At 60.8% G+C, this 22,494-nt stretch carries 15 protein-coding genes and 1 pseudogene; 3 read left to right on the top strand and 13 right to left on the bottom strand.

What is annotated here, in order from left to right:
- Positions 1-4: 4 nt before the first annotated feature.
- The 6 genes from ACP7A2_RS19665 to ACP7A2_RS19640 form a co-directional block, all read right to left on the bottom strand.
- On the bottom strand, positions 5-295 hold the full coding sequence (locus ACP7A2_RS19665; protein ID WP_071493983.1) for a topoisomerase II: 291 nt from the start codon (positions 293-295) through the stop codon (positions 5-7).
- Positions 296-333: 38 nt separating this feature from the next.
- Positions 334-1,680: an N-succinylarginine dihydrolase gene (gene astB, locus ACP7A2_RS19660; RefSeq protein WP_426135549.1), complete on the bottom strand. Its 1,347-nt coding sequence runs from the start codon at positions 1,678-1,680 to the stop codon at positions 334-336.
- Positions 1,681-1,853: 173 nt separating this feature from the next.
- Positions 1,854-3,323 carry a succinylglutamate-semialdehyde dehydrogenase gene (gene astD, locus ACP7A2_RS19655; protein WP_426135579.1) on the bottom strand — a complete coding sequence of 490 codons (1,470 nt, stop codon included), beginning with the start codon at positions 3,321-3,323 and terminating at the stop codon, positions 1,854-1,856.
- Positions 3,320-4,345: an arginine N-succinyltransferase gene (astA, locus tag ACP7A2_RS19650; protein ID WP_426135548.1), complete on the bottom strand. Its 1,026-nt coding sequence runs from the start codon at positions 4,343-4,345 to the stop codon at positions 3,320-3,322. Before astA ends, astD begins: the two co-directional genes overlap by 4 nt.
- 63 nt (positions 4,346-4,408) lie before the next feature.
- Positions 4,409-5,428 (bottom strand): arginine/ornithine succinyltransferase subunit alpha, encoded by a 1,020-nt coding sequence (gene aruF, locus ACP7A2_RS19645; RefSeq protein ID WP_426135547.1) that lies wholly within the window; start codon positions 5,426-5,428, stop codon positions 4,409-4,411.
- Positions 5,429-5,643: 215 nt separating this feature from the next.
- Positions 5,644-6,864 carry an aspartate aminotransferase family protein gene (locus ACP7A2_RS19640; protein ID WP_426135546.1) on the bottom strand — a complete coding sequence of 407 codons (1,221 nt, stop codon included), beginning with the start codon at positions 6,862-6,864 and terminating at the stop codon, positions 5,644-5,646.
- 245 nt (positions 6,865-7,109) lie between these two features.
- On the opposite strand from ACP7A2_RS19640, the gene ACP7A2_RS19635 reads away from it, so the two are divergent.
- Positions 7,110-12,980 carry a dermonecrotic toxin domain-containing protein gene (locus ACP7A2_RS19635; RefSeq protein ID WP_426135545.1) on the top strand — a complete coding sequence of 1,957 codons (5,871 nt, stop codon included), beginning with the start codon at positions 7,110-7,112 and terminating at the stop codon, positions 12,978-12,980.
- A gap of 6 nt (positions 12,981-12,986) precedes the next feature.
- On the opposite strand, the gene argR is transcribed toward ACP7A2_RS19635, so the two are convergent.
- The 7 genes from argR to acs form a co-directional block, all read right to left on the bottom strand.
- Positions 12,987-13,967 carry a transcriptional regulator ArgR gene (gene argR, locus ACP7A2_RS19630; protein WP_348060308.1) on the bottom strand — a complete coding sequence of 327 codons (981 nt, stop codon included), beginning with the start codon at positions 13,965-13,967 and terminating at the stop codon, positions 12,987-12,989.
- 246 nt (positions 13,968-14,213) lie between these two features.
- A complete protein-coding gene (locus ACP7A2_RS19625) occupies positions 14,214-14,978 on the bottom strand; it encodes an ABC transporter ATP-binding protein (RefSeq protein WP_017138428.1) in 765 nt (254 codons plus the stop codon).
- A gap of 27 nt (positions 14,979-15,005) precedes the next feature.
- A complete protein-coding gene (locus ACP7A2_RS19620) occupies positions 15,006-16,118 on the bottom strand; it encodes a succinylglutamate desuccinylase/aspartoacylase family protein (RefSeq protein ID WP_426135544.1) in 1,113 nt (370 codons plus the stop codon).
- A gap of 1 nt (position 16,119) precedes the next feature.
- Positions 16,120-16,818 carry an ABC transporter permease gene (locus tag ACP7A2_RS19615; protein ID WP_426135543.1) on the bottom strand — a complete coding sequence of 233 codons (699 nt, stop codon included), beginning with the start codon at positions 16,816-16,818 and terminating at the stop codon, positions 16,120-16,122.
- The gene (locus tag ACP7A2_RS19610) at positions 16,815-17,504 is read right to left on the bottom strand and encodes an ABC transporter permease (protein WP_032886746.1); all 690 of its coding nucleotides are present in this window, start codon (positions 17,502-17,504) and stop codon (positions 16,815-16,817) included. The genes ACP7A2_RS19615 and ACP7A2_RS19610 overlap by 4 nt, the downstream gene beginning before the upstream one ends.
- Before the next feature lie 91 nt (positions 17,505-17,595).
- Positions 17,596-18,381 carry an ABC transporter substrate-binding protein gene (locus tag ACP7A2_RS19605; protein ID WP_426135542.1) on the bottom strand — a complete coding sequence of 262 codons (786 nt, stop codon included), beginning with the start codon at positions 18,379-18,381 and terminating at the stop codon, positions 17,596-17,598.
- A 688-nt stretch (positions 18,382-19,069) separates the two neighbouring features.
- On the bottom strand, positions 19,070-21,025 hold the full coding sequence (acs, locus tag ACP7A2_RS19600) for an acetate--CoA ligase (protein WP_426135541.1): 1,956 nt from the start codon (positions 21,023-21,025) through the stop codon (positions 19,070-19,072).
- Positions 21,026-21,421: 396 nt separating this feature from the next.
- Here acs and ACP7A2_RS19595 point away from each other — a divergent pair, with 396 nt between their 5' ends.
- Both ACP7A2_RS19595 and ACP7A2_RS19590 read left to right on the top strand, forming a co-directional pair.
- Positions 21,422-21,691: a DUF2790 domain-containing protein gene (locus ACP7A2_RS19595; RefSeq protein WP_426135540.1), complete on the top strand. Its 270-nt coding sequence runs from the start codon at positions 21,422-21,424 to the stop codon at positions 21,689-21,691.
- Positions 21,692-22,261: 570 nt separating this feature from the next.
- Positions 22,262-22,494 (top strand): annotated as a pseudogene (locus tag ACP7A2_RS19590) (ribonucleotide-diphosphate reductase subunit beta); the annotation flags it as partial.

Here is a 22,494-nt window from a genome sequence, read left to right as displayed (position 1 = left end):
TTCCTTAGTGGTTGCAGCCTGGGCCGTGGACGTGATCATCGTCATCACCTTCAACCTCGGCCGGCTCCATTTCCAGTTGCAGGCTCATCAGGTTGGTGGCCAATGGGCGCATCAGCAGGTTGGCGTACTCGGCGTCGCCTTCTTCCACATCCACACCGATCAACAGTTGGCCACGGCCGTCGTGCTGGATCCAGATTTCCTTGCCCTGCCACACCACGGCAACGCGGGTGCAAGAGGTTTCGAGCTGGGTGCCGTCGGTGTCTTCAAGGATCAGTTTCAAGGTGTCGGTGGTCATAAAAAAGCTCTCAACATAGGGCGTAAAAGGAGGTGGCGTTAATTGATCTGGAAAGGATACACCGAGCCCAGTTTAAGGATTTGCGTCAGTTCATCCAGTGCCGTCCGGCACTCAAGCAGCAATTGCGGGTCCGCCAGGTCGCTTTCGCGCAGGCTGTCGCGGTAGTGCTTGTCGACCCATTGGGTCAGCGTTTCGTACAACGGCGCGGTCATGATAACGCCTGGGTTCACCGCCGCCAGTTCCGTTTCGTTCAGCGCCACGCGCAAACGCAGGCAGGCCGGGCCACCGCCGTTCTGCATGCTTTGCTTGAGGTCGAAGACGTTCACCTCACGGATCAGCCCACCGGACGCCGTCAGGCTTTGCAGGTACTGCCAGACGCGTTCGTTGGCGCGGCATTCTTCCGGCACGATCAGCAGCATCGAGCCGTCGGGGCGGCTGAGCAACTGGCTGTTGAACAGGTAGGAACGCACGGCGTCTTCGACGCTGACCTGGGCACGGGGCACGCACACCGACTGGAAATTACCGCCCAACTTGCCCAACTTGCCTTGCAGCTCGGCGAGCATTTGGTCGGTATTGAGGAACGCGTCCTCGTGATAGAACAGCATCTCGCCGTTGCCCACCGCGATCACGTCGTTGTGGAACACGCCGGCATCGATCACCGCCGGGTTCTGCTGGCCATAGACCACGCCGTCTTCCTTCAAGCCGTGCAGGCGCGCGACCGCCTGGGACGCTTCAAGCGTCTGGCGCGCCGGGTACTTTTGCGGCGCCGGGTAACGGGTGTCGAACGCACTGCGGCCGAACACGAAAAACTCGACGCCCGCCTCGTCGTACTCACGGCAAAAACGCGTGTGGTTGGCGGCGCCTTCGTCGCCAAATTGCGCCACGGCCGGCAAGGCAGCGTGGTGGGCGAAGTGTTTCCCGTCGGCAAACATCGCCCCCAGCACGCGGCTGGTGGTGGGGTGCTCAATGCTGCGGTGGTATTTGCAGTTGAGGTTGGCGGCGGTGAAATGCACGCGGCCATCCGCGGTGTCGGCGCTCGGGCTGACCGTGGCCGCGTTGGCCACCCACATGCTTGATGCCGAGCAACTCGCCACCAGCAACGGCATGGCGTGCTTGGCGGCTTGCTGGATCACTTGAGCGTCAGTGCCGCTGAAACCGAGGTTGCGCAAGGCGGCCACGTCAGGACGTTCCTGAGGCGCCAGCACCCCTTGCTTGAAGCCCATGTCCATCAGGGCCTTCATTTTTTGCAGGCCCTGCAACGCCGCTTCCTTCGGGTTCGAAGACTGCTGGCTGTTGCTCTGGGACGCGACGTTGCCGTAGGACAAACCGCCGTAGTTATGGGTCGGCCCCACTAGACCGTCAAAATTGACTTCACAGGATTTCATCGGCGAGGCTCCACGAACATCTGTTTTTATAGGCATTAACTGCAGATCTATAACTGTAAACCCGATCACTGTGGGAGCTGGCTTGCCTGCGATGCAGACACCTCGGTCTTTCACTGAGACCCAGGTGATGCAATCGCAGGCAAGCCAGCTCCCACACTAGAGCGGTGCCACCTTCACGTGAGCGTTACACCGGGCGTCAGCGTTGCTGGCAGCACCAGGCTCGGGGTCTCAAGCGAGGCCACCGGGTACGCGCAATAATCCGCCGCGTAATACGCACTGGCGCGGTGGTTGCCCGACGCCCCTACCCCGCCAAATGGCGCGGTGCTGGCGGCGCCGGTCAGCTGTTTGTTCCAGTTGACGATCCCGGCACGGCTTTGCAGCCAGAACTGCTGATAACGCGCTTCGGAGTCAGACAACAAGCCCGCGGCCAAACCGTATTGGGTGTTGTTGGCCTCGACAATCGCCGCTTCAAAATCAGCGTAGCGGATCACCTGCAGCAGCGGGCCAAACAGTTCTTCGTCTTCGCGCTCGGTTACGCCGGTTACGTCGATGATGCCGGGGGTCAGCAGAGCGGCCTGATCCTGCGGCTGAGTCATTTCCAGCAGCGCCACGGCGCCATTCGCCAACATCAGTTCCTGAGCGTCCATCAAGGCTTTGGCTGCTCCAAGGGAGATCACCGAACCCATGAACGGCGCGGGTTGCCTGTCAAACGCGCCCACTTCAATGCTCGCGCTGACCGCCACCAGACGCGCCAGCAACGCATCGCCCCACGCGCCTTCCGGCACCAGCAGGCGGCGCGCACAGGTGCAACGCTGGCCGGCGGAGATAAACGCCGACTGAATAATCGTGTAGACCGCCGCGTCTACATCGGCTACCTCGTCCACCACCAACGGGTTATTGCCGCCCATTTCCAGCGCGAGGATCTTGTCCGGGCGCCCGGAGAACTGCTGGTGCAGATGGTTGCCGGTGCGGCTGGAACCGGTGAAGAACAAGCCGTCGATACCCGGGTTGGCCGCCAGCGCAATCCCGGTTTCCCGCGCGCCTTGCAGCAGGTTCAACACGCCCGCCGGCAAGCCCGCTTCGATCCAGCACTGCACGGTCAGCTCGGCGACTTTGGGGGTCAGCTCGCTCGGTTTGAACAGCACGGTATTACCCGCCAGCAAGGCCGGTACGATGTGCCCGTTCGGCAAGTGGCCGGGGAAGTTATACGGCCCGAACACCGCCACCACACCGTGAGGCTTGTGGCGCAACACGGCAGTGGCGTCCCCCAAGGGGCCGCTCTTCTCGCCGGTGCGCTCGCGGTAGCTCTGTACCGAGATGGCAATCTTGTTGGCCATGCTGGTGACTTCAGTCGCCGATTCCCACAGCGGCTTGCCGGTTTCCTCACCGATGCAGCGGGCGATTTCATCGGCGCGGCGTTTCAGGGTGGCGGCGAAGGTTTCCAGCACGCCGATGCGATCTTCCAGCGAACGGCTGGCCCATGCGGGGAACGCTTGGCGCGCCGCCTGCACGGCGGACTCGACTTGTTCTGCGCTCGCGCCATTGCCGGCCCACAGCACCTGCTGGGTTACCGGGTTGCGCGATTCAAACAGTTCACCCTGGCCAGCCAGCCAGCTGCCTGCGATATACAGCGAGTTCATTATTTCGACTCCCGAGCAGCGGACAACGGAACAGCACGCACTTGATCACCCACCACCAGTTGCAAGCGTTTGGCGGTTTGTGGGTCGACCACCAGCGTGCCTGCCGCCAGGCGGGCTGGCGCGGCAGTAATGCGGCAGTCCTCGCGCTTGCGGTTATGGATCAGGAACGGCGTGGCGTCGTCCCCCGGCGTGCCGATGGCCAGCACCAGCGACTGGCTGTCACGCACGGCGCGGATCTTGGAGGTTTCACACTCCACCGCCGGGCCAGCGTCGAAAATATCGACGTAACCCTGGTAGCTGAACCCTTCGCTCTTAAGCATGCTCAACGCAGGTTCGGTGTCCGGGTGGACCTTGCCGATCACGTTGCGTGCGTCTTCAGACAGGAAGCAGCTGTACAGCGGAAACTTCGGCATCAGCTCGGCGATAAACGCCTTGTTGCCCACGCCAGTGAGGTAATCCGCCTGGCTGAATTCCATCTTGAAGAAGTGTCGACCCAGGCTTTCCCAGAACGGCGAGCGGCCGGCGTCGTTGGACACACCGCGCATCTCGGCAATGATCTTGTTGCCGAACAAATGCGGGAATTCCGCAATAAACAGCATGCGCGCCTTGGCCAGCATGCGGCCGTTGAGGCCCGTGCGGTAATCGGCGTGCAGGAACAACGAGCACAGCTCGGAATTGCCGGTGAGGTCGTTGGCCAAAAACAGCGTCGGAATCTCGCGGTAGATATTCAATTCCTGGGAGGCGCTGACGGTCAGGCCCACTCGGAAGTTGTACCAGGGCTCGCGCAGGCCAACGGCGCCGGCGATGGCGGAAATGCCCACCACCTGGCCTTCGTCGTTTTCCAGCACAAACAGGTAGTCGGCATCGCCCCGCCCGGCGTCGCCGCGAAAGGTTTTTTCCGCCCAGCCAACCCGGTGGGTCAGGCGCTCTTCGTTGGCCGGCAAGGTGGTGAGGCCGGTGCCGGTGCTGCGCGCCAGATCAATCAGGGCCGGTAAATCGCTGCTGCGTACGGGACGAACGATCATGCTATCTCCTCGGACGGGCCGCTGTTGCCAGCCACCCGCGAAACTCTCTTTTAACCGCAGTGTTTAAACCGCAACCAGACGCACACTCGCGCTTTCGCCAACACCCAGTGCTTCGGCCGTTTCCAGGTCCAGGGTCACTGGCTTGCCCGGCGCGTAGTCCAGCTCCAGCATCACCGCGCGGTAATCCTGCAACTGCGCGTTGCTCACCAGGTATTGGCGGCCGACACCCTTGAGCATCTCGCCAATCTTCACTGGCACCACGCGGCTCTGGGCGATCGAGCGAATGCCCGAGACCCGCGCGTGCAACGTCGGGCCACCGTCGAAGATGTCGATGTAGTGGTCGGTCTCGAAGCCTTCGCGCATCAGGATGTCGAAGGTGATCTGCGCACGCGGGTGCACCTGGCCCATCGCTTCCTGGGCTTCGTCCGGCAGCAGCGGCACGTAGATCGGGTAATGCGGCATCAGCTCGGCGAGAAACGTACGGCTTTTCAGCCCGCACAGGCGCTCGGCGGCGGCGTAGTTGAGGTCGAAGAAGTTGCGACCGATGGCGTCCCAGAACGGCGAATCACCGTTCTCGTCGCTGTAGCCCACAATTTCGGTCACCACCGAGTCGGCAAAGCGCTCGGGGTGGCTGGCGACGAACAGCAGGCGGCCACGGGAGTTGAGTTCCGACCACGGCGAACCGACCAGCTCAGGCACCACATAGAAACTGGTGAGCAGGCTGTTGCCGGTGAGGTCGTGGCACTGGGAAAGCACGTGGATCTTGTTGTGGATCTTCAGCTCGCGGGAAGCGTGCACGAAGGTCTCGTTACGAAAACTGTAGAACGGCTCCGAGTAACCGGCCGAGGCGACGATGGCCGAGCAGCCCGCAAGCTTGCCGGTCTCGGTGTCTTCGAGCACGAAGAAGTAGCTTTCTTCACCGTTGAAACTGACCTCGGCCGCGAAGGACGCTTCGCTGGCGGCGATTTTGTCGCTGAGGCGTTCCACATCATCCGGCAAGGAGGTGACACCAATCGGGCTGTCCGCAGCCAGACGCTGTACCTCGCCCAGATCAGCCATTTGCGCGGGGCGCATCACCAGCATGGTGTCACTCCTTAACTCGAAAAACTCACAGAGGGAAAAATGCCGTACCCGGAAGCTGCGTTCACATCTGTATCAATGTGCAAGCAGACCCCTGTGGGAGCTGGCTTGCCTGCGATGCAGGCAACTCGGTCGGTCAGTTGCACCGAGTTGAGGCTATCGCAGGCAAGCCATCTCCCACATTTTGATCCAGGGCGCGGCAAATAAAGGTGTCGCTATCAGGCTTGCGTCAGCGTTTTTACAGCACGTTCCAAACGGTCCAGACCTTCCTGGATGTCCGCCTCTTCCACCACCAGGCTCGGGGCGAAACGCACCACGTCGGGGCCGGCTTGCAGGATCATCAGGTTTTCTTTCTCGGCCGCGTTGAACACGTCCTTGGCCTTGCCTTTGAAGGCATCGCTCAGTACGCAACCGATCAGCAAGCCCAGGCCGCGCACTTCGCTGAAGATGCCGTATTGCTTGCCGATCTGCTCCAGGCGGGCCTTGAACAGGTCGTGCTTGGCGTTCACACCGGCCAGCACTTCAGGGGTGTTGATCACGTCAATCACCGCCTCGGCCACCGCGCACGCCAGCGGGTTACCGCCGTAGGTGGTGCCGTGGGTGCCGACGACCAAGTGCTTGGCCAGCGCTTCGGTGGTGAGCATCGCCGCAATCGGGAAACCGCCGCCCAGGCTCTTGGCGCTGGTGAGGATGTCCGGCACCACGCCGTAATGCTGATAAGCGAACAAGTGGCCGCTGCGGCCCATGCCGGTTTGCACTTCGTCGAATACCAGCAAGGCGTTGTTCGCATCGCACAGTTCGCGGGCGCCTTGCAGGTAAGCCAGCTCAGCCGGCAACACGCCGCCTTCGCCCTGAATCGGCTCAAGCACCACGGCGCAGGTCTTGTCCGACACGGCCGCTTTCAGCGCGTCCAGGTCGTTGTAAGGCACATGGGTAATGCCGGTGATTTTAGGGCCGAAACCATCGGAGTACTTCGACTGGCCACCGACGTTAACGGTAAACAGGGTACGGCCGTGGAAGCTGTTCAGCGCGGCAATGATTTCGTATTTCTCGGTGCCGAAACGGTCGAACGCGACGCGACGGGCCAGCTTGAAGGCGGCCTCGTTGGCTTCGGCGCCGGAGTTGCAGAAGAACACACGCTCGGCAAAGGTGGCGTCGATCAGTTTGTGAGCCAGGCGCAGGGCCGGCTCATTGGTGAAGACGTTGGAGACATGCCACAGCTTGTTGGCCTGTTCGGTCAGCGCGCCGACCAGCGCCGGGTGGGCGTGGCCCAATACGTTGACCGCGATGCCGCCCGCGAAGTCGATCAGCTCGCGACCCGCCTGGTCCCATACGCGCGAACCTTCGCCACGCACAGGAATGAATGCGGCAGGTGCGTAGTTAGGCACCATGACTTGGTCGAAATCGGCACGTTGCACCGGGGCTTGCTCAACGGACATCGGAGTCTCCTGAAGAGGAACGCCTGCCTGGACATGGCGGGCGATGCTGGGATTGTAAGGACAGTTTTCAGCGCGGCCTTGCCGCCAAGCGACAACTTCTTATAGCGCAAACCCCTGTTTTCAGCGGGTTTACGCCAATGCGACAAATAGCGTCGCAATGGCGCAGTTTAAACTAACTATCTAGAGCAGACCGCCTGAAACACACTGATCTACTGATGCGCTTTCCTGCCCATCAGAGATTCAGCATGAGTAAGCCCTCCGCCCGTCACCATCACCGCCGGCCCGACAGCCATTATCACCACCTCAACCACGCGATTCCCGCCTGGCTGGGCAAGGCGTCGAACGCCAAGCGCCAAGCCTTTTACAGCGCCAAACTGCAGCTGGTCGAGGCCAGCACCGCGCTCAAGGGCCTGAACGCCGAGCACTGGACCGCGCAAAATGCCGTGGATAACGCCCTCAAACACATCAAAGCCCCCCAGGCATTTGCCCGCGAGGTACTCGAAGACGCCTTGCTGACACGCTACGGCCTGAGCCTGGACAGCGAAGCCGTGCACCTGCGCCTCTACATTGCGCTGAATGTGCCGTGGTTTTCGATCCTCTCCGGCGCAGCGCGGACCTGGACCGTGTCGCTGCTGGACGCCGCCCTGCACAACTTCGAACACGCCGAAACCCTGGAGGGCGCCTTTGAAGCGGGCTCCACCTTCATCACGCGACCCTCGCCCAGCGGCCAGTTCGAGACACTGCCGGCCATCGGGCAAACAATCACCGTCAGCGCCTTCACCACCCTGTGTCGCGAGCTGGATATCGGTGCGCGCTACCAGCGCTATCTGCGCGAGGAGTTGGGCATGACTGAACCGGTGAGCGCCGCCGTGCTGAAGCTCAAAGTGGATGCCAGTGGCAAAGCCGCCCTGCGCGCCGCCTTGGAACTGGCGCGTTTGCGCGGCGATATCAGCGACGATTACGCCCAACAGATCGAAGGCTTACTGGAAGGACGCCGCGACCTGGAACGGGCGAACCTGCCCTTGCGCTGCCACGACTTGAAGATGATGGACGCGCCCCTCACCGGCATCCTGCTGCTCGCCCCCGACCTGGAAAACACGCGCTCAGTGCAACGCCTGGTGGCCTACGTGCCCGACGACCCGGCGCATCCGCTCAAGGAATATGCGTCGCCACTGGCGTTTAAGCAGGCACTGACCCAACAACTGCGCGACGACGACTATCAAGCATTTTTCAGCCGCTTCGTTGCCCACGAACACCGCGGGCAGTTTTTCGCCAACCTGAGCCAGCGTCTGGCCCGAATCACCTGGCACCCGCCCGTGCACGGCAGCGGGCAGGCGCCGTGGCGCAAAGAGCCGACCGACGACCCCAAATTGCAGTTTGCTGCCAGCGTGATTCAGGGCGATGTGTGGCAACACCTCTACCAGCAAAAGCTCAACCAGGTGCTCAACGACGCACGCACTCAGACAGTGGCAACTGCCGATGTCGACCGCAACGCCCGCTGGGCGCTGTGGGACTCGTTCGTCAACGTTGCGTCGTCGATTCTCAACGCCGCGGTGCAGATCGTCGCGCCCTTCATTCCGGGGCTGGGGGAATTGATGCTGGGCTACATGGCCTATCAACTGCTCGACGACGTGTTCGAGGGCATCATCGACTGGGCCGAAGGCGAAACCCGTGAAGCCTTTGCGCAGTTGATGGGCGTTCTCCAGTCACTGGTGGAACTGGGCGCGTTTGGCGCCGGCAGCACCATTGGCGTGGCCGAACTGCGCAAGGCATTGCCAAGCGATGTGGTGGCGTTTTTCGACCGTTTCAAACCGGTGACGCTGGCCAACGGCAATAACCGTTACTGGAAACCCGACCTCACACCCTACGAGCAACCAATCACCTTGCCGCCCCGCATGGGCATCAGCGAACACGGCCTGCACACCGTGCGAGGCGAGTCGATGCTGCCGCTGGAAGGCACGCTGTACGCCGTGGAAAAAATCGACAACAGCGCCCATTACCGGATCAAGCACCCCACACGCGCCGACGCTTACGCCCCCACGGTGCGCCATAACGGCAGCGGCGCCTGGCACACCGAACTGGAGCGCCCGTTGCAATGGGACCGACCTACCCTGCTGCAACGCCTGGGGCACAAGGCTCAGGGCTTGAATGAAGCGGATCGCGAACTGGCCCTGAACATCAGCGGCGTGCAGGAAAACGCCTTGCGCAAAATGCATGTCGACAGCCAACCGATCCCGCCGCTGCTCGACGACACCCTGGCGCGCCTGCGCATCGACCGCGACCTTCAGCGGCTGATCGACAACCTGCGCAGCGACGACCCGGCGCTGTACCAAAGCATCGACCCCCAGGATCAACTGCAGTTACTGACCACTTACGGCAATTGGCCGGCGGGCAAATCACTGCGTTTTCTGAATAAACAGGGTGAGGTCACCTGGACCTTCGGCGACCCGACCAAACCCGTGGTGCAGATTCATGAGGCCCAATTGAGCAACGGCGAACTGCTCAAGACGGTGCTCCAAACCCTGACCGAGGATGACCTGCGCATCCAATTTGATGAGCGCATCGGCGACCCGCAATTGAGCCTGGACGTGCGCACTCGCCACCTGCGCGAAAAACTCGCGCAAAGCGTCGAACGTCAACGTGCCGGCCTGTTTGACTCACGGTACGCGCCGCTGACGCTTGCCTCGACGGCGGATACCCGTCAACTCCTGCAGACCGCGCCAGGCCTGCCGGTCAGTGTTGCCCAACGGCTATGGGAACACGCCAGCGGCGCAGAACTGGACGTTTTGGACCAACGCAGCACGCCCCCGCGCCTGGCGGAGCTGGCGCGGGCTGCACTGGAGGAAGTACAGCTGAACCGTGCCTACGAAGGCCAGCACCTGAGTTCACCACAGACGCTGGACACCGACCGGTTGGCACTGAGTTCGCTGATCCTGCAACCCGGATGGTCCGACCAGGTCCACCTTGAAGCCCGGCATCGCAGCGTCGATGGCGCACTGTGGAACGCCATCGGCCCGGCTGACGCCGCCATTCGCCGCACGCTGGTGCGCCTGGGCTCTGGCCGCTATGTAGCGTACGAAGGCGGCGCCGCGTTATGCGGCGAAACCGACCTGTATGCCGCCATCTTGCACGCCCTGCCGGATGCCCAGCGCAATGCACTGGGCATCGATATCCATGCAGGGCTTGCACTCAGACGCCGTCTGGCCGACCGCCCGCTGGCGCGCGATACGCTGCGCGTGCTGCTCGACGCGCCTGCGCCCGAGGCGGTCCGCGTTGAAACCCTGCGCCTGCTGGGCAACACCGTCGGCTATGCCGGCGAGCCTCCCACTGCGGCCCAACCGTTGAGCCTGGGGCAACGTATACGCGCACTGTTTCCCATCCTGGACGAGCAGCAGGCACAGCAAATGATAGACGCCATGGCACCGGGCAGCGCCGATGTGGCGGTTGCTGCACTGGAAACCATACACCTGCAACTACAGTCGACGCTGGCCACCTGGCAAAACGACATCCCCACCCATCATCCCACCTTCGGCACTGAATTGGCCGCACGTCAGCGTCGGTACGAGCGGCGCAACCGGTGTCTTATTGCCGAGCAAATCCAGCAATGCTGGCGCCGAGAGACCGACGCTGACAACCACTACGGCGACCACACGCGCGACGGCTTCACGCTGCAACTGAGGTGGCCGATCATGGGTGACCTGCCGCCGCTGGCCACAGAATTTGCGCATGTGTCCTTCCTGTCCCTGCTCGGCGCTGAAAGCACCTCTGGGACAGCCCGTTTTATCGAACATTTCCCGCGCTTGCGTCACCTGGAAATCAGGGAAACGCCGCTGGGCGAATTGCCCGCTTCGATCAGCGCAATGCCCGCACTGCGCAACCTCAGCCTGGACAACTGCAACGTGGTGCTCACCCCCCAAGGCGCAGCGCACCCGGCGGCAATGAGCCGCCTGGAGAACCTGAACCTGCATCAAAACCCGTTGGGGCACTTGCCCGACGTGCAATCAATGAGCGACCTGGAAGCCCTCGACCTGTCCCGTACCGGCATTGACCAACTGCCCGCAGGGTTGCTGAATTTACCCAGACTGCGCACGGCCTTTTTGAGTGGCAACCGCCTGCGCGAACTGCCCCCGGCGCTGTTTGAACTGTCGCCTTCCAGCAGCCAGCGTTTTGACTTTTCCGGTAACCCGCTTGCGCAAACGACGCTGGAGCGCATCAAGGCCTACTACCAACAGCACAGCACCTATTGGGAGGCTGACGCAGCGCCTGTAGACCAGCGCGATACACGCTTGCTGTTCCCATCAATGAATAACGACAGCGTGAATAAATTCATCTTCAGCCTGCCTGGGGATATCGAGGCCGGCAGGCGTGAGTTGGCGCGATTGGCGCAGGAACTGGGCACCCTGCAAACGCAATTGAGCGCCTGGTCGACCGAAACCGGGTTGCCGGACCTGGAGCAGGCCAGGCGACAGGCGCTGCATCAATTGCTGGAACGCAGCTGGCGGCGGGAAACGCCTCAGGGCACTCAGTTTATCCACTCGCTGATGATTCCCCGCGCGATGGCCGGCGACCTGCCAGCGCTGAGCGCACAGTTCAAGCATATTGGTTACCTGAGCCTGGAAGGCAACGGCGGCCCCATGCAGGTCAACACGCTCATCCAGAGCTTTGCGGCGCTGGACATTCTCAACATCCAGGACGCGCGGCTGGGCGATATCCCGGCCACGGTGTTCGACGCTCCCACGCTGACCCACTTGTCCCTGCCGCGCTGTGGGATCACCCTGACCGACGCCAGTCAAACAGCACTGCAAGGCATGACCCGCCTGCAACACCTGGACCTCGGCGAAAACCCCCTCGGCCGCGCGGTGGATTTTCACCAACTGGTGAACCTGCAAGAAGTCTCCCTGCAGTACACCGGCTTGACGCAAGCGCCAGCCGGCTTGCTGACCCAGAACCGGTCTATGTCGATAAACCTCAGCCGCAACGCGATTCAGGAACTGCCCGATGCGATCTTTACAATGCCCGCCACCCTGACTCACCGGCTTGACCTTTACGCCAACCCGCTTTCGCGCCGCAGCCTGAACCAGATCAAGGTTTACTGCCAACGCACAGGTGAGTTTTTCAATGCCCAAGCGCCCGCTGCAGAGCGCGAAAGAGTCGAGGCGCTCTATCCGTTCCTGCTGGAAAACGAAGCCGACCGTTTTATCTTCAGGCTGCCTGGCGACATGAGCGATGTTGCCGGGCACGTGACACGCCTTGAAGCAGAGTACCAACAGCTGGGCATTGACCTTGACAGATGGATTTTGGATATACCCGAGCGCCATCCGCTCCTGGACTTTCCACTGGATGAACACACACGCGCCCAGGAGCAACTGCACCGACGTGACTTCAAGACGCTGCTGGAACAGGCATGGCGCCGTGAAACTGCGGAAGACGAAGAAAGCCTCGACGATGAACTGACTCACAGCCTGAGTATCGACACGCCGATCATGGGTGCACTGCCACAGCTGAGCGCGCGCATAGAGCACATTTCGCGGTTTGAATTTTTCGGCAATGGCACCACGACCGCAGTCGATGGCACGCTTCGGTGCTTTCCCAACCTGCAAACACTCAATGTGCAGCGCTGCGCGTTGCGCGCGCTACCCCGTTCACTGTTCAGCATGCGCAAGCTGTGCAGTGTGGAGTTGAATTACTGCGAGATCACGTTGACGGAGGACGCGGCACGTTCGGTAAACGATTTGAGCGCGCTGGAGTTTCTTGACCTGAGTCACAACCCGTTGACCCTGCCGCCCGATGTCAGCGGTATCCAGTCATTGATAGCGCTGCACTTGCGCAATACCCAGATTACTCGCGTGCCGCCCGGCGTATTCCAGCTCACTGAATTGCAAGTGCTGGACCTGAGCAACAACCAGATAACGGAAATTCCGGCGGACCTGCTGGAGATGATTCCGAGCCTCAACGAGGATTCCGACCTGAGCGCTAATCCGTTGTCGGCGCAGAGCCTGGCTTACCTCAGAACTTATTTCCAACGCACGGGACATGACTTTGAGGTGCCCGGAGCAACCTGGGATGAACAGGGTAATGCACTGCCGCAACCCTTCCCGCATCCACAGGAAGAGTAAAACGACTCAGCCGCGCTCGGACGGCACCGACGACAATTCGAACGGGCTGCTGCTGCGCCGCTGGTTGCGGTCTTCACGGGGGGTGGCGCCAAAGAAGTTGCGGTAGGCGCTGGAGAAGTGCGGCCCCGAGGAGAAGCCGCACGACAAGCCGATCTGGATGATCGACTTGCTGGTTTGCATGAGCATCTGGCGCGCCTTGTTCAGGCGCAGTTCCAGGTAGTACTGGCTCGGGACGCGATTGAGGTATTGCTTGAAGATGCGTTCGAGTTGTCGTCGCGACACGCACACGTGCTGGGCGATTTCGTCAGTGGTCAACGGCTCTTCGATGTTCGCTTCCATCAACAACACCGCTTGGGTCAGCTTCGGATGGCTGGAACCCAGGCGGTTTTGCAGCGGAATGCGCTGACGCTCGCCGCCTTCGCGGATGCGCTCCACCACCAGTTCTTCGGAAACCGCACCGGCCAGTTCGGCGCCGTGGTCACGGGCCAATACCGCCAGCAACAGGTCGAGTACCGACATGCCGCCGCAGGCGGTCAGCCGGTCGCGGTCCCAGTCAAACAGGTGGCTGGTGGCGATGACCTTGGGGAAGCGCTCGGCAAAGTCATCCTGCCAGCGCCAGTGCACGGCGGCGCGGTAGCCATCGAGCAGACCGAGCTGGGCCAGCGGGTACACGCCCGCCGACAAGCCGCCGATCACGCAACCGGCACGTACCAGCTGTTTGAGCGCGGTACTCAGTTGCGAGGCAATGACGGTGGGTGGCTCATCCGCCAGCAGGAACAGTTTCTGAAAGCCTTCAAGCTTACCGGCCCACGGCTCGCCTGGCAGTTGCCAGGCACCCTCGACGGCAGGTTCCGCGAGCAGGAACGACAGCTCGTAGACCACGTCCGGATGCACCCGCTGAGCAACGCGCAAGGCCTCCTCAGCCAGCGCAAGCGTCAGGGCTTTTGTGCTGGGCCAAATCAGGAAACCAATTTTATGGGCGGTCATGGAGTGCTATCCGAAGCGAGTAACGGTAATGAAGACAAAGGCCAATGCTAGCCGGTAAACGATCACAAATCTCAAAACAAACAGAGTTCACAGGTGGGAGCTGGCTTGCCTGCGATGGCGGTGGGTCAGTTGGCACATCTGTTTCTGATACACCGCTATCGCAGGCAAGCCAGCTCCCACAGGGGTTTGGGGGCTACCTCAAGACTGTGGAGCATGCACTGACTCAGTGCACAAAAGCAGTCTTGATTATTTCAGGCTGCCGGAAAGGAATTGCTGCAAACGCTCGGATTGCGGGTTCACCAGCACTTCACGCGGGTTGCCACGCTCCTCAACAATGCCTTTGTGCAAGAACACCAGTTGGTTCGACACTTCACGGGCAAAGCCCATTTCGTGGGTCACCACCACCATGGTGCGGCCTTCCTGGGCCAGGTCCTGCATCACCTTGAGCACTTCGCCCACCAGCTCCGGGTCGAGCGCCGAGGTCGGTTCGTCGAACAGCATCACCTCAGGTTCCATCGCCAGGGCGCGGGCAATCGCTACGCGTTGCTGTTCGCCGCCGGACATATGGCCGGGGAACGCATCCTTACGATGGCCCACGCCGACTTTGGCCAGGTAGTGTTCGGCTTTTTCACGCGCGTCTTTTTTCGACATGCCCAACACGTGCACCGGCGCTTCCATCACGTTTTCCAGCGCAGTCATGTGCGACCACAGGTTGAAATGCTGGAACACCATCGACAGGCGCGAACGCATGCGTTGCAGCTGTTTCGGGTCGGCGGCCTTCATGGCGCCGTCCTTGTTGGTGACCAGTTTCAGCTCTTCGTTGTTGAGCAGAATCTTGCCGGCGTGGGGTTGCTCCAGCAGGTTGATGCAGCGCAAAAAGGTACTTTTGCCCGAACCACTGGAACCGATGATGCTGATCACATCACCCGCCGCGGCGGCCAGGGACACACCTTTGAGCACTTCATGACTGCCATAGCGTTTATGCAGGTCTTGGACTTCAAGTTTGTACATGCGGTCGGTTCTCACAAAAACAGGTGGTCAGTCGTTGAGCAAGCGCCCGTGACGCAGCGCTTCGCGCCCCGCCACCTTGGCCAGCCAGAAACCCGCTTGGGCATAACGTAGCCGTTCAACGGCAAACAACACCCCCGAAGTGCCCGCACAGATGATGCTTACGCGGTCTTCCAGAGGGTCAATCACTTCAAAAATCGGCTCGCCTTTTTCGACCCGGTCACCGGCTTTACGCAGGTAACTGATCACCCCGGCGTGGGGCGCGAACAGCAACTCGGTGCCGCCGAATGGCAAGCCTTCGCACGGTTCGTGTTGCGGCGCAGGCCATTCACCCTTGATCAGGCCCTGTTCGGCGAGGAACGCCAGAATGCCTTCGGCGTGGAAGATCGCTTCATCACGGCCGGTGTCGGCCTGGCCAGCGAGTTCCAGCGTTGTCGCCAGGCACGCCAGCGGAATCTGCGCCTCGGGGAACGCCTGGGCCAGGCGTAACCACGGCAGCGAACAGGCTTCATCGAACGAACTGCCGCCGGAATCTTCCGCCAGCAAGCCGACCTTCACACCCAGGTGCGCCGACAGCGACCGCCACTGCGGCCAGTGCTGCGGCAACGCGTACATGTGCAGCGCGGCTTCAGCGTCGCAATGCAGGTCGAGAACGATGTCTGCCGTGCAGGCGTGGCTCAGCAACACACGCTGCATGCCTTGCAATTGGCTGCTCGGGGCAGGCAAGGCGGCGAGTGCATCGGCCATCGCCTGGCGGATCATGCGCACGTTTGCATGGGGATCATCGCCGAGCTTGCCATCAAGAGAGGCGGCGACCGGTTGGCTTAATTCCACGAAGTCGCGGTTGAAATTCTTGCCGCTGCCCACCTCGAAACGCCCCTGGTGGCTGCCTTGCAGCAACTGGCCCAGGCCCATCGGGTTGGCCACCGGCACCAGCTCGATCACGCCATTGAGGGCGCCTTGCGCTTCCAGTTCGGTGAGGCGCTTTTTCAGCTCCCAGGCAGCGCGCATCCCCGGCAATTCGTCGGCGTGCAGGCTGGCCTGAATGTAGGCCTTGCGCTCGCCGGTGCCGAAACGAAACACGCTCAGCTGGCGCTCGCAGCCCAGGTGCCCCCAGGGCAACAGGTGATCGATGCGTTCCATATCAATGCTTCCGTGGAGCCAGGTAGCTCAGCCAGCGGCCTTCGGCCAACTTGAACAAGCGCACCAGGATGAAAGTGAGGCACATGTAGAACGCGCCGGCGGTGATATAGGCTTCAAACGGCAGGTAGAACTGGGCGTTCACCGTGCGCGCGGCACCGGTGATGTCGATCAGGGTCACGATGGACGCAAGGCTGGTGGTCTGCAGCATCATGATCACTTCGTTGCTGTACTGCGGCAGCGCCCGGCGCAGGGCCGATGGCAGCAGGATGCGGCGGTACAGCTTGTAACGCGACATGCCCATGGCCTTGGCGGCTTCGATCTCGCCATTGGGCGTGGCGCGCAGGCTGCCGGCGATAATCTCGGCGGTGTAGGCGCTGGTGTTGATCGCAAAGGCCAGGCAGGCGCAGAACGTGGCGCTCGACAGAAACGGCCACAGGAAGCTTTCGCGTACCGCGTCGAACTGGGCCAGGCCGTAGTAGATCAAGAACAGCTGCACCAGCATCGGCGTGCCGCGAATCACGTAGGTGAACAGCCAGGCCGCGCCGTTGACGATCGGCTGCTTGGACACGCGCATCAAGCCCAGGGGCAAGGCGGCGAGCAGGCCGAAGAACAGCGAGATGGCGAGCAGTTTCAGGGTGGTCAGCAAGCCGCCGAGGTACAGCGGCATGGCCTCCCAAATGACGTTGTAGTCGAAGATCATAGATCAGCCGCCCTTACGCCTACCGAGTAGCGCTTCTCAAGGTAACGCAGGGCCAGCAACGAGACGCTGGTGATCACCAGGTACATCGCCGCCACTGCGAGGAAGAAGGTAAAAGGCTCGCGGGTGGCGTCTGCCGCCTGCTTGGCCTTGAACATCATGTCTTGCAGGCCCACCACCGAAATCAGCGCGGTGGCCTTGGTCAATACCAGCCAGTTGTTGGTGAAGCCAGGGATGGCCAGCCGAATCATCTGCGGCACCATCACCCGGAAAAACACCTGGAAGCTACTCATGCCATATGCCAGGCCAGCTTCGGCCTGGCCTTTGGGAATGGCCATGAAGGCGCCACGGAAGGTTTCCGAGAGGTAGGCGCCAAAGATGAAACCCAGGGTGCCGATACCGGCGGCCAAGGGGTTCAAGTCGATATAGTCGTCATAGCCGAGCATCGGCGCGACGCGGTTAAGCAGGTCCTGACCGCCGTAGAAAATCAGCAGGATCAGCACCAGGTCGGGGATCCCGCGGATCACCGTGGAGTACAAGTCACCCAGCCAGGCCAGCCAGCGCACCGGCGAGAGGCGTAACGCGACCCCGATCAGACCCAGAACGATGGCCAAGGCCATGGACGACAAGGCGAGCTGAAGCGTCAACCATGCGCCATCGAGGATGACGGCCCCGTAGCCTTTCAACATGATTCAGGTCCTCGAAAAGGGGGATGAAAAAATGGCGCAAACCTCAGGAATTCTGTTGCTTGCGCCATTTGGGACAGTCAGCTGCGTCGAGTTATTTAGGGTCAGCGCCGTAAATATCGAAGTCGAAGTACTTGTCCTGGATTTGCTTGTATTTGCCGTTGGCACGGATCGCCGCGATGGCCGCGTTGATCTTGTCCAGGTCAGCCTTGTCGCCTTTGCGTACCGCGATGCCGATGCCGTCGCCGAAGTACTTGGCGTCGGTGAACTGTGGGCCTACGAACGCGTAGCCTTTCCCGGCCGGAGTTTTCAGGAAGCCGTCTTGCAGCAGGGTGGCGTCAGCCACGGTGCCGTCGAGGCGACCGGCTTCCACGTCCAGGTAGATTTCGTTCTGCGAGCTGTAAGGCACGACCGTGGCACCTTTAGGGGCCAGGACTTCCTTGGCGAAGCGATCGTGGATCGAACCGCGTTGCACGCCGATTTTCTTGCCCTTCAATTCATCCAGGCTGTCGCTGACGGTGGTGCCTTCCTTCATCACCAAGCGCGCTGGGCTCAGGTAGTAGCGATTGGTGAAGTCGACGGACTTCTTGCGGTCTTCGGTGATGGACATGGACGACAGGATCGCGTCGATCTTGCGCACTTTCAGCGCCGGGATCAGGCCGTCGAATTCCTGCTCGACCCAGGTGCACTTGACCTTCATCTCTTCGCACAGGGCGTTGCCGATGTCGTAGTCAAAACCCACGATGCTGCCATCCGGCGCCTTCGAGGCAAACGGAGGGTAAGCCGCTTCGATACCAATCTTCAGGGGCTTCTCGTCAGCGAAAGCCTGCATGGACAGCACGGACAGCGCCAGGGCGCCCAACAGCACAAGTTTCTTCATCTTGGGACTCCATCGGTATAGGGCAAAAAGCAGTATGAGCCGTGGCCCACGATGCGACTTAAGTGAAACCGAATAGCGGTGCTGCGTCCTACGCAGGTTTTACACCTGAGACGACGAGCGAGTGATCGGCATTCTAACGACAGGCTGGAAGCCGATATTTCCTCAATGCGACAACAATTTACAGAAGCACCGAGAAAGTGGATCCAGCACATTGACAGCCTCTGAATTTTATGCAGAGACAAAAGATAGTAAACCTGCTGATACTGCAAATAGCGGGCCTATTATTCGCAAACCCTTCTAGCACGGCAAGTCTGGCGTTTAATCTTATTTCTGGGGGTGTCTAAAACGCGGTTTTTCGGGGCATTGGCGTAGCGCATTGCCTCAGGATTGGGCGGCGGGTTACACATTTAGGGGTGAAGGTAACATTCGGAAACTTCCTACGAGTGAAGCCGATATTTATTGGCTTGGGGGTTCTGCAGACCTGTAAGACACCACTGACAGCCACTGTGGAATGCATTCCCAATGTGGGAGCTGGCTTGCCTGCGATAGCAATCTGTCAGCTGGCCCACCTGCGCCTGACACACCCTCATCGCAGGCAAGCCAGCTCCCACATTTGATCGGCAAGAATTTCGAGGGCCCACAAAAAAGCCCCACCCGGCTTTCACCGAATGGGGCTTCGTACGCTTCTTTAAGCGGCGTTCATGGTCTTGTGCGTCTCAATCAAATGCGCCACCACACCCGGGTCTGCCAGGGTGGAGATATCCCCCAACCCGTCATACTCGGCCGTGGCAATCTTGCGCAGAATCCTGCGCATGATTTTCCCCGACCTTGTCTTCGGCAAGCCCGGCGCCCACTGGATCACATCCGGCGAAGCAATCGGGCCAATCTCCTTACGCACCCAGTTCTTCAGCTCCAGGCGCAGCGCTTCGTTCGGCTCTTCGCCGTTTTTCAGCGTGACGTACACATAGATGCCCTGCCCCTTGATGTCATGCGGCACACCAACCACGGCGGCCTCAGCGACTTTCGGGTGCGCAACCATCGCGCTTTCAATTTCGGCGGTACCCATGCGGTGGCCGGACACGTTCAGCACGTCATCCACACGCCCGGTGATCCACCAGTAGCCGTCTTCATCGCGACGCGCGCCGTCACCGGTGAAATACATGCCACGGAAGGTCTTGAAGTAAGTATCCACAAAACGGTCATGGTCGCCGTACAGCGTGCGCGCCTGGCCTGGCCACGAATCGAGGATCACCAGGTTGCCTTCAGCGGCGCCTTCAATGATGTTGCCCAGGTTGTCCACCAGCGCCGGCACCACACCGAAGAATGGCCGTGCCGCCGAACCCGGCTTGAGCGCGTGCGCACCCGGCAACGGGCTCATCAGGGTGGCGCCGGTTTCAGTCTGCCACCAGGTGTCGACAATCGGGCAACGGGATTGGCCGACGTTCTTGTAGTACCAGTCCCACGCTTCCGGGTTAATCGGCTCACCCACCGAACCGAGCAGACGCAGGCTGCTGCCATCCACGCCTTCGCAGGCCGCAGTGCCAGAGGCCATCATCGCGCGGATCGCGGTTGGAGCGGTGTAGAGGATGTTGACCTTGTGCTTGTCGACGATCTTGCCCACCCGCGTGATGTCCGGGTAGTTCGGCACGCCTTCGAACAGCAGCGTGGTCGCGCCATTGGCTAGCGGGCCGTAAACGATATAGGTGTGGCCAGTGACCCAGCCGACATCGGCGGTGCACCAATAGATTTCGCCCGGGCGGTAGTCGAACACGCGCTCGTGGGTCAGGGCCGCGTAGAGCAGGTAGCCGCCGGTGGTGTGCTGCACGCCCTTCGGCTTGCCGGTTGAGCCGGAGGTATACAGGATGAACAGCGCTTCTTCAGCGCCCATCTCTTTCGGCGCACACACAGTGCCCGCCACTTTCATCAGGTCTTCGTACCAGATGTCGCGATGCTGGTTCCACTTGATTGCGCCATTGGTGCGCTTGCACACGATGACTTTCTGGATGCTGCTGGTTTCCGGGTTGGTCAGCGCGTCATCGACGTTGGCCTTCAGCGGAATTTTCTTACCGGCACGGATGCCTTCGTCGGCAGTGATCACCACCTTCGACTTACAGTCGATGATACGACCGGCCAGGGCCTCCGGCGAAAAGCCGCCAAACACCACGGAGTGAATCGCACCGATGCGGGTACACGCCAGCATGGCGACCACGGCTTCGGGGATCATCGGCATATAGATAGTCACCACGTCGCCGCGGTGCACATCCTGGCCGCGCAAGGCGTTGGCGAACTTGCAGACTTCTTCGTGCAGCTCGCGGTAGGTGATGGTGCGGCTCTCGGAGGGGTCATCGCCTTCCCAGATAATCGCCGCGTGGTCGCCACGCTCAGCGAGGTGACGGTCCAGGCAGTTGTAGGAAACGTTCAGGGTGCCATCGGCAAACCATTTGATGTCGACATGGTGATCGTCGAAAGAGGTCTGCTTGACCGCGGTGAAAGGCTTGACCCAGTCAAGACGCTTGGCTTGCTCACGCCAGAAGCCATCGGGGTTGACCACCGACTGCTGGTACATGGCCTTGTAGGTCGCCTCGTCGGTCAGCGTGTTGGCTGCTACTTCGGGGCGAACGGGGTACAGGGAAGCCGCACTCATCTTTCTTACCTCGGTGACATAGTTGTTGTTGTATGGCCCTGTTGTAGCCGGGGCTGCCCCATAGAACCATTCGACGATGGTAGTAACAAGCCCCTACACATTACCCCGTCATGCCGGTTTACGGCTCTGGCCCGCGGCCCGTGGCGCTTTGCGCCTTGATGAAAAAAGCTTTACCACGGGATTGTTACAAAAACCGCCAATAGTGTTTATCAAAAGCACGGGTATATGAATATAACCCGCACGCCTAAAATCAACTCCGCCAACAAGGCACCGCGATTAACAACGTAACAGCCCCCACGAAGGCATCGTTAATCCGAACTAACCAACCCTAAGTTACACACGTGGCCTCACAAGGGCCCCGTGACCCCTTTCGCCCTGAAGAAGGTAAATACAGTAATGAAAGCTTTAGTAGTTATGGCCCTCAGCAGCCTGTGCGCCACCGCCGCCCTGGCCGACGAAGCCCCGACTGAACTGGCCGGCCAGAACGCCCCGCTGGTCGAAGACTACACTTACAGCACCCACTTGGACGTTGCCAAAGTATTGTCCATGAGTGAAGTTCCGGAAGTATGCCGCGTTGTACCGGTACAAATGGAATATGAAGATTCACACGGTCAGCGGCATATTCTTAAGTATCAAGTAATGGGCAATGGTTGCTCTAACGGCTAATAACTTGATAAGTGTGCTTTAAACCCGGATCTTGGCCGCCGCAAGAAATCGCTCTTGCGGCCAAGGACCCAACCCAGCCATACCCCCATCCCAATGTGGGAGCTGGCTTGCCTGCGATGGCGGTAGCCGCCTCACCACTGCAATGCGCTCCACCCCCCCTCCTCCAGCCTGCCCAAAATACCTCCACCGCCCGTCAAAAAAATCCTGCCCGCCAAACCCCTGTAAACCCTCACTCTGGCTCAAACAGCAGGCTTTTTGTCTGTGATCCGAGACCATCCGCCGCAAGACAAAGCGTATTTTTTCCCTATAATGCGCGGGTAAATCGGGCCTGCAATATCCCTTTACACCGGGATGAAGAGCCAGACCTGAGGCCTCCGCTGGAGCCTGCACCTGCCGCTCCGCACCTCAGCCTCAAGCAGAACACCCGTTACCTGATTCCGTTTAATGCCTGCGCGAGCTGTTGCAACAAACGATTCCTTAAGATCCACCGCGGCCTCAGGGCCGTGTGAACACCCAACCATCCGGTTTCACACGGGCACCTTTGAGCCCTCACGCAGGAGACGACACGTCATGCTGAGCTGGGACGAATTCGACAAAGAAGAAGAAGGCGAAGTAGCCACCAAAGGCGCCAACGCCGGCCACGCCACCGAAGCCAACATGGACCGCCTCGACGGCGCCGGCGCTGCCGCCGCCATCGAAGCCCGCGCCGTGACCGCCAATGACTCGGCCGCCATCGCGCGCGCCAAAGCTGCGCTGGACAAACTCGACGTCGCCGAAGGCCTCGCCGAGCTCGAAGGCTCCGC

Source organism: Pseudomonas sp. PWP3-1b2, from assembly GCF_049896045.1.
Lineage (GTDB): Bacteria > Pseudomonadota > Gammaproteobacteria > Pseudomonadales > Pseudomonadaceae > Aquipseudomonas > Aquipseudomonas antarctica_B.
The sequence above is the reverse complement of the archived record's forward strand: the minus strand, read 5'-3'. Positions and strand labels throughout refer to the sequence as shown.

Coding starts and splice junctions, on each gene's coding strand:
- ACP7A2_RS19665 (WP_071493983.1), bottom strand. CDS start 295: ATGACCACCGACACCTTGAAACTGATCCTTGAAGACACCGACGGCACC.
- astB (WP_426135549.1), bottom strand. CDS start 1,680: ATGAAATCCTGTGAAGTCAATTTTGACGGTCTAGTGGGGCCGACCCAT.
- astA (WP_426135548.1), bottom strand. CDS start 4,345: ATGATCGTTCGTCCCGTACGCAGCAGCGATTTACCGGCCCTGATTGAT.
- aruF (WP_426135547.1), bottom strand. CDS start 5,428: ATGCTGGTGATGCGCCCCGCGCAAATGGCTGATCTGGGCGAGGTACAG.
- ACP7A2_RS19640 (WP_426135546.1), bottom strand. CDS start 6,864: ATGTCCGTTGAGCAAGCCCCGGTGCAACGTGCCGATTTCGACCAAGTC.
- ACP7A2_RS19635 (WP_426135545.1), top strand. CDS start 7,110: ATGAGTAAGCCCTCCGCCCGTCACCATCACCGCCGGCCCGACAGCCAT.
- argR (WP_348060308.1), bottom strand. CDS start 13,967: ATGACCGCCCATAAAATTGGTTTCCTGATTTGGCCCAGCACAAAAGCC.
- ACP7A2_RS19625 (WP_017138428.1), bottom strand. CDS start 14,978: ATGTACAAACTTGAAGTCCAAGACCTGCATAAACGCTATGGCAGTCAT.
- ACP7A2_RS19620 (WP_426135544.1), bottom strand. CDS start 16,118: ATGGAACGCATCGATCACCTGTTGCCCTGGGGGCACCTGGGCTGCGAG.
- ACP7A2_RS19615 (WP_426135543.1), bottom strand. CDS start 16,818: ATGATCTTCGACTACAACGTCATTTGGGAGGCCATGCCGCTGTACCTC.
- ACP7A2_RS19610 (WP_032886746.1), bottom strand. CDS start 17,504: ATGTTGAAAGGCTACGGGGCCGTCATCCTCGATGGCGCATGGTTGACG.
- ACP7A2_RS19605 (WP_426135542.1), bottom strand. CDS start 18,381: ATGAAGAAACTTGTGCTGTTGGGCGCCCTGGCGCTGTCCGTGCTGTCC.
- acs (WP_426135541.1), bottom strand. CDS start 21,025: ATGAGTGCGGCTTCCCTGTACCCCGTTCGCCCCGAAGTAGCAGCCAAC.
- ACP7A2_RS19595 (WP_426135540.1), top strand. CDS start 21,422: ATGAAAGCTTTAGTAGTTATGGCCCTCAGCAGCCTGTGCGCCACCGCC.